This is a genomic window from Sphingobacterium sp. InxBP1 (assembly GCF_026191775.1).
Classification (GTDB): domain Bacteria; phylum Bacteroidota; class Bacteroidia; order Sphingobacteriales; family Sphingobacteriaceae; genus Sphingobacterium; species Sphingobacterium thalpophilum.
This window is the reverse complement of record NZ_JAINDX010000043.1, coordinates 218,865-226,242: the sequence shown is the minus strand read 5'-3', so window position 1 is coordinate 226,242 and position 7,378 is coordinate 218,865. Positions and strand designations below refer to the sequence as shown.

Sequence of the window (7,378 nt, the reverse complement as noted above, 5' to 3'; positions counted from 1 at the left end):
AGTTTGTATTGTCATCCCTGCAAATTGGTCACGAAGCTGATTTTCTTCTTGACGATTGATTTCGGCCAATCGCTTTTTATTTCTTTCAGCGCCTTGTTCCAAAAGTTCTTTTGCTCGCTGTTGTATTTCGTTATTCATCGCCTGTATTACTTCTTGATTTATTTTCATGATTTATAATTCTTTAATGATCTTGGTTAACGTTGCTCGGACTTCATAGCGCTGCACCTTTCCTATGTGCGAATTGAATCCTCTGAAACACCTGTACACATCACCGAAATAATCTGCATAAGCTACCATCTTTCCATTCTTTACAGCATAGGTGTAAGGCTTTTTAGAATAGACACCATCTTTCTTTTTAGATGCTAGGTCTACTAGATTGTTGTTTTCTTCGATTGTCATAACTACACCTCCTCGCAAACTTCCTCCCGCTCCGGCGCAATGTCATACACCCCAGCGGCAACCTCCAATGTGTCGACGTTCAATCCCGTAAGCACCCGTGAAATCTCCACCGACCGACCAAACAGCAACAAGCCACTAGCCAAGGCAATCGCGTTACCCACCCCCAACAGCGGCTTAATCGCCGCGTCAACCTCAATAAATACTTCTTTGCAATCGACCACGTGCATGGACATGCCGTGTCCTAAATAGATAGACCATAATGGAAGACACTCGTCTCCCCATGTTCCGTTGGGATCAAATCCCAATGATGAAAGTTCACTCTGTGTGAATTTTGGTTTCATGTTCGTTAAGCTTTAGCGCTTTTGTTTGCTCGCGATACCAATCACGAGCAAAGTCCGGCAGGTCCAAGCGCTTAACCTCGGTGTAGTCGTTGGAAAATTCGTATTCACTCCATCCGCAGCTGATCAATCTTTTGATGACATTAATAAATCCTTCCGGATCTCTTTTGGCCACCTCAGCAATAATAAGCCGACCTCCAATCTCCAACTTCTTCAATTTGGTAAGCACTAACAATTCTAAATCAGTGTCAAGTAATCCAGAATTTGCATTAACATAACGCGACATAACCAAAACGATATGCAGCAAATATACGAACATATCATTACATGTCAATAGTGTTATTAAAAAAAGTTTAAAATATTTGGGATATTTGTAATTATTGGGAATACGCTATTAACCAGCTAATCCAACAAGTTTTAAGAAAAGATTTATAAATAATTTACAGCATAGTAGGCTGGCTATTTGTAAATCGGTGTTAATCAAATAATTAATAAATTAAGATCATAGTTGTAAATGATTAAAATTACACTACCTGATGGTTCCGTAAGAACCTATCAAAAGGGAATCACTGCAGCGGAGATCGCGTTGTCGATCTCTGAGGGGCTAGCAAGGAATGTGCTGGCTGCCGAAGTAAATGGTGAAGTATGGGATTCATCCCGTGCGATTGAAGAAGATGCGACGGTCAAGTTGCTGACCTGGAACGACGCGAAAGGAAAATCGACCTTCTGGCATTCTTCAGCGCACTTGTTGGCCGAGGCCCTGGAAGCATTATATCCGGGAATTAAATTCGGTATTGGTCCGTCGATTGAGACAGGCTTTTATTACGATGTGGATTTTGGTGACCGCGAGTTTTCCTCAGATGACTTCAAAGCGATTGAGGACAAAATGCTGGAGCTGGCCAAGCGCAAAGAAACATTTGAACGCAAAGCTGTGTCCAAGGCAGAGGCTTTGGCTTATTTTACCGAAAAGGGAGATGAGTATAAGCTGGATCTGATCAAAGATCTGGAAGATGGCAAGATCACTTTCTATACACAGGGAGACTTTACGGACTTATGCCGTGGCCCTCATATTCCCAACACGGGATTTATCAAAGCCATAAAGCTCACCAATGTAGCTGGGGCTTATTGGAGAGGGGATGAAACCCGTAAGCAATTGACCCGAATTTATGGAGTTACTTTCCCCAAGGCATCGGAACTGACAGAATACCTAAAGTTTATTGAGGAAGCGAAAAAGCGCGATCACCGTAAACTGGGCAAAGAGCTGGAGCTTTTTGCTTTTTCGGAGAAAGTGGGGGCAGGTTTGCCGTTATGGTTGCCAAAGGGAGCGGCGCTGCGTCAAAAGCTTATTGATTTTTTGCAAAGAGCGCAGTTAAAGTCGGGTTATGAGCCAGTGGTAACACCACATATAGGTCACAAACAGCTATACGTTACTTCAGGCCACTACGAAAAATATGGTGCAGACTCTTTTCAGCCGATCAAAACGCCCATCGAAGGCGAAGAATTTTTGCTGAAGCCGATGAATTGTCCGCATCACTGTGAGATATATAAAGTGAAACCGCGTTCGTACAAAGATTTGCCGGTACGTTTTGCTGAATTCGGTACAGTGTATCGTTACGAGCAGTCGGGAGAACTTCATGGTTTGACTCGGGTAAGAGGATTTACGCAGGATGATGCTCACTTGTTCTGCCGTCCGGATCAGGTGAAAGATGAGTTTAAGAAAGTCATTGATCTTGTGCTTTATGTATTTGGCGCACTGGGATTCAACGATTATACGGCACAGGTCTCGCTGCGTGATCCGGAGAACCGCACGAAATATATCGGTACTGATGAAAACTGGGCCTTGGCCGAAGCTGCTATCATTGAAGCCGCAGAAGAAAAAGGATTACCAACAGTCGTCGAGTACGGTGAGGCGGCTTTTTATGGACCAAAACTGGATTTCATGGTCAAAGATGCCCTTGGACGTAAATGGCAGCTGGGTACTATCCAAGTGGATTACAACCTACCTGAACGATTCGAGTTAGAATATACAGGAAGTGACAACATGAAACATCGCCCCGTGATGATTCACCGCGCACCGTTCGGGTCTTTGGAACGTTTTGTGGCTGTATTGATTGAGCATTGTGCAGGGCAATTTCCGTTATGGCTTGCGCCTGAGCAGTTTATCGTCTTGCCAGTGTCAGAAAAGTATGAAGAATATGCGCAAAATGTTTTGAATTCGCTAAATAATTCCGATATTCGCGGACTGATAGACTTACGTGACGAGAAGGTGGGCAGAAAAATCAGAGACGCCGAAGTGAAAAAGCTTCCTTATATGTTGATTGTAGGGGAAAAAGAGGTGGAAAATGGCACAGTTTCTGTACGTAAACATGGTTCAGTAGAATTAGGAACTATGACTGCTGACGAATTTAGAGATATATTAATTAAGGAAATAACCGTTTAATTTTTAAACATTTGGCATTAAAAAGACCCGGTGGTCCAAGACCACCAATGAGAAAGAAAGAACCAGATCACCGCATTAATGAATTGATCAAGGTGCCGGAAGTGCGCTTGGTGGGAGATAATGTGGAGCAAGGAGTTTACCCTACGCGTAAAGCGCTAGAGTTGGCTGATGAATTGGAACTTGATTTAGTGGAGATTTCGCCAAATGCTGTACCGCCGGTTTGTAAGATTATCGACTACAGTAAGTTTGTTTACGAACAGAAGAAGAAACAAAAGGAAATCAAAGCTAATGCAAAACAGACTGTTATCAAAGAAATTCGTTTCGGACCTAACTCTGGTGACCATGATTTTGATTTTAAACTGAAACATGCGATCAAGTTTCTGGAAAATGGCGAAAAAGTTCGCGCTTACGTACACTTTAAAGGTCGTGCTATTGTGCACAAAGATCAAGGTGAGATCCTGTTGCTGCGTTTTGCACAGGCCTTGGAAGATTACGGTAAGGTGGAGCTGTTACCCAAATTGGAAGGAAAGCGTATGTTTTTGACGGTAGCGCCAAAGGCACCAAAAAAATAATAAAGATTCTAACAGATTGATATAAAATTTATAAGTATTATGCCAAAAGTAAAAACCAATTCCAGCGCAAAGAAACGTTTCAAATTGACTGGAACAGGTAAAATTGCAAGAAAAAACGCTTTCAAAAGCCACATCTTGACAAAAAAGAGCACAAAACGTAAACGTAACTTGACACAAACAAGTTATGTAGCTGATGGTGATATGGGCAACGTTAAACGTATGCTTGCTATCGGTAAATAAGTTTTATTCGATTTTATTAATAATAATTTTTTAACCGGGTACAGGGTAGTAAGTTCATTGAGATACATGACGCCTTTTACCAAACTAATTTTAAAAATATGCCACGTTCGGTTAACGCAGTAGCTTCTAGAAGAAGACGCAAAAAAATCCTGAACCTTGCGAAAGGTTATTATGGATCACGTAGCAAAGTTTATACTATTGCTAAAAATACAGTAGAAAAAGGTTTACAATACGCTTACCGCGATCGTAAAACCAAAAAACGCGAATTTAGAGCTTTATGGATTCAACGTATCAACGCTGGAGCTCGTCAACATGGAATTTCTTATTCTCAGTTGATTGGTAAATTAAACGCTAAAAACATTGGTTTGAACCGTAAGGTTTTAGCTGACTTAGCTTTAAATCACCCAGAAGCTTTCAAAGCAGTTGTAGACGCAGTAAAATAGAGTTTTTAATCCGCTGTCAATTTGTTAGAGATATTAAAGGAGCCTACAAGGCTCCTTTTTTTATGCGAGAAAGTACGCTGTAAATGTTTTCGCTATCTTTCGAACGAACAGACAATCCGGTTCGGGAGACGGAATAAAGAGTAGCCTCCCGTTAATCTTCATGGCTGTTCGGACAAGCGGAGATCAATGGGAGGGATGCTGAAAAATCAACAATTACTGTTCTTTAGGCTGCCCATTAGCCGGATCCTCGTCGGCCTTTATTGTCTCGTCCTGATGCACCGGTAGTGGATAGGGCCCTAAGTAATTGCTATCAAATGGATGGTTCGAGATGGTCGCAGTATGCAGCTTATGCTCCGTTGTGTAAGGGTGGAGACAGGTGCCTTTTACCCGTTGAGAGCTGTATACATAGGTACCCCAGATGCAAAAGAAGAGAATCGCCCGGATATTCGATTCATAGATACCAATTGTACTGTCTACACGGTCAAGATGTGGTTTGAACATCACATAGGCGATAATACCGTCAATGGTAAAAAATACTGCCATAAACAGCGCTATTGCAAAAAAGGTCTGTGCAAAAAGATCCCGTTTCTTGACCAGGAGAATAAAGCTGTAGGTCAGGCCGGCCATAATTAACACGTTGGCAACCATCTCCGCCATGATTAATATTTTGTACAGGAAAGGAGAAACGCCATCTGCCTGATCCATGGCATGCCAGATGACGGAGTTGAAAAAGGACTGCTTAAAAAAGAAGGAGACCGTCAGGGACAGTACATTGATGACAATTACAATAGCCAGCACGATCAGCCAGCCACCCACTTGTTCATGGTAGATCTCTTCATAAGGTTTGAGGATAACCGGTCTGCTCCGGTTGTATCTTTTTGCTATAAACCATATTGTTGCAGGTAGCAGACCGAGAAATACGACGAGTGTAAACCAGTTGATCTCGTCGGCTGCCCTGGGCGTGCCTACATTGGGTATACCATCGGTCGCGTACCCATTTTCGTCCAGATAAAAACCGTTGTAAAAGATATTATCACGGTCGGCAAAGTCCGTATAATACTGCTTTAGGTCTTTTTGGTCGACAAATGGTTCGTGTAAACCTAAAGTGTAATATATGCGTATACTGTCGGGAGCAACTTCAAGGGTTTTACCGAAAACGTAAGCCTGACGGTCGAAATAAACATTATCCCGATATTGGCCAAAGGATGCCTTGCCTTTATTGATAATCAGGATTTCATATTCGACATCACTGGGGAAGGGCAAGCTCAGCGGTGCCACGCGATCTTCCAGCGTTTCTGGAAGTTTATCATTAATATGGGATCCGATCAGGGAAATATATTTCTTTGTCGTTCCGCTTTCCGCTTTACCAATATTCTTGATTTTATACTTTTCGGTGATTTCAACGCTATTATTTTCGATATCATCTTTGTACTGAACATTTTCCGCTTTATTGATCTTTGGATAAGTTTTGGCGTAAAATTCGAGATACTGTTTCTGAATATCATTTTTAGCGTTGCTCTGAAAATAGCTACGTATATTGTCCGCTTCATTTCCGCTATAAGTCGTTGTGACTTCAAGCGTTGCATTGAATTTTCCTTCGAGGGTTAAGACTTCACGGATCTTGATGTTGCCGGCGACGTTTTGTGGTATGTCGGTTAAACCGTTTTTATCCAGGCCGGAAAGTACCTTTCCGTAAGCAGGGAAATACCTGCTTTTGATGTCGCCTCCTTGATTGGTTATTGTTGGATCAATGTATTGTCGCCGCCCCTGGATACTGAGTTCAACAACCATATGATTGAAGGCATGAGGTGAGGGCAGAGCTGCTTCCAGTCCACGATTTTTATAGGTGTTGGCGAGGACAAGGCCTGCATCGATATTTTTGCTTTTCAATAGAGTGGCCAGCAACATGGATTTATCCTTGCAGTCGCCATAACGCTGCTGGAAAACTTTCTCCGGCAGGTTGGCACGATGGGAGTATTCTCCCATTTCGATCCCCATGTACCGGATTTCGTTCTGAACAAAATCAGTGGCTTTTTTTACAAACAGGTAGGGTTGTCCTTCAGACTCGTTCCACATCTTATTTACGAAATCCCGGAGCGGCCCCGATGTGGCGATCTGTGGAATGGGATTGATTCTATTGTTCCATTGAGTAACTTCTGCCCAGTTGTTGAATTCCGAACATTCAACATATTTGAGTGCAGTATACCATGAAGGGCTGTAGCTTTCATAGACAACCGGCTTGTCGTCGTTGATTTCCCAAAAGTAGCTGGTCATACCGCCTTTGGATTCCTGACGCACCTGCGGTGCGCCATTGAAACTTTTGAAATGCAGCTTGCGGTTGTTCGGAATGATATAGTGGAGATGGACCAGGCCCGTAGGTTCATAACCCTGTAAATAATAACTGTCGAAGAACTTACCTTCAAATACCGGATTTGCGCCAACGATCGAATAGGCAAAGACAATCCGGTCATCTTTGCGTAGATCCTCCAGTACATAATAGGCCATTTGGCTTCCATTATATATCGATCTTGCCAGTTCGGTTTCCGAAGCCAGCAGTTGAAATTTTGCCTGTGGTAGTAGATCCATACTCTTGCCGTCTCGGATGATCTTCAGTTCGTGCAGCTGCAGTTTTTGGAAATGAGGATCAAATGTGACCTGGATCTGCCCAAGATTTTCGATGCCGCTTTGATCAAAAAGGAATTTTATATCCTTATAATATTTGGTCTGCTGATCAACATTGACCTGGTGATCAATTAGTTCGTAATAATATCCATCGCTGATGTCATCAAGATTTGGTTTGATAGGTTTCAGCGAAATGGGCCGTAGCCAGGAAGGACTGGCAGCTTTTTGGATCTGACTAAATGACAAAGAAAAAGTTGCTAATATCAGGATAAAAGCAAGTAATAACTGGCTGAATCTTTTCATTGATTAATAATTTGACCTAAG

Annotated in this window: 8 protein-coding genes; 4 read left to right on the top strand and 4 right to left on the bottom strand. The window is 42.4% G+C overall.

From position 1 onward, the window contains the following. Nucleotides 1-171: 171 nt before the first annotated feature. From K7A41_RS10540 to K7A41_RS10530, 3 genes are read right to left on the bottom strand one after another with little or no spacing between them, the layout of a single operon-like run. Complete coding sequence (locus K7A41_RS10540) at nt 172-399, bottom strand: hypothetical protein (RefSeq protein ID WP_265713687.1); 228 nt, start codon at nt 397-399, stop codon at nt 172-174. 2 nt (nt 400-401) lie between these two features. Continuing rightward, on the bottom strand, nt 402-740 hold the full coding sequence (locus tag K7A41_RS10535; RefSeq protein ID WP_265713686.1) for a hypothetical protein: 339 nt from the start codon (nt 738-740) through the stop codon (nt 402-404). Then, the gene (locus K7A41_RS10530) at nt 715-1,023 is read right to left on the bottom strand and encodes a hypothetical protein (protein WP_265713685.1); all 309 of its coding nucleotides are present in this window, start codon (nt 1,021-1,023) and stop codon (nt 715-717) included. The genes K7A41_RS10535 and K7A41_RS10530 overlap by 26 nt, the downstream gene beginning before the upstream one ends. Nucleotides 1,024-1,251: 228 nt before the next feature. Here K7A41_RS10530 and thrS point away from each other — a divergent pair, with 228 nt between their 5' ends. The 4 genes from thrS (at nt 1,252) to rplT (ending at nt 4,432) form a co-directional block, all read left to right on the top strand. After that, a complete protein-coding gene (gene thrS / locus K7A41_RS10525; protein WP_028068485.1) occupies nt 1,252-3,177 on the top strand; it encodes a threonine--tRNA ligase in 1,926 nt (641 codons plus the stop codon). An 11-nt stretch (nt 3,178-3,188) separates the two neighbouring features. Further along, entirely contained in the window at nt 3,189-3,749 is a 561-nt protein-coding gene (gene infC, locus K7A41_RS10520; protein WP_081817769.1) for a translation initiation factor IF-3, read from the top strand. A 39-nt stretch (nt 3,750-3,788) separates the two neighbouring features. After that, nucleotides 3,789-3,989, top strand: coding sequence for a 50S ribosomal protein L35 (rpmI, locus tag K7A41_RS10515; protein WP_028068483.1), 201 nt, complete (start codon nt 3,789-3,791; stop codon nt 3,987-3,989). Between the two features lie 98 nt (nt 3,990-4,087). Beyond that, complete coding sequence (rplT, locus tag K7A41_RS10510; RefSeq protein WP_028068482.1) at nt 4,088-4,432, top strand: 50S ribosomal protein L20; 345 nt, start codon at nt 4,088-4,090, stop codon at nt 4,430-4,432. 213 nt (nt 4,433-4,645) lie between these two features. On the opposite strand, the gene K7A41_RS10505 is transcribed toward rplT, so the two are convergent. Further along, a complete protein-coding gene (locus K7A41_RS10505; RefSeq protein ID WP_265713683.1) occupies nt 4,646-7,357 on the bottom strand; it encodes a DUF3857 domain-containing protein in 2,712 nt (903 codons plus the stop codon). Nucleotides 7,358-7,378: the final 21 nt, after the last annotated feature.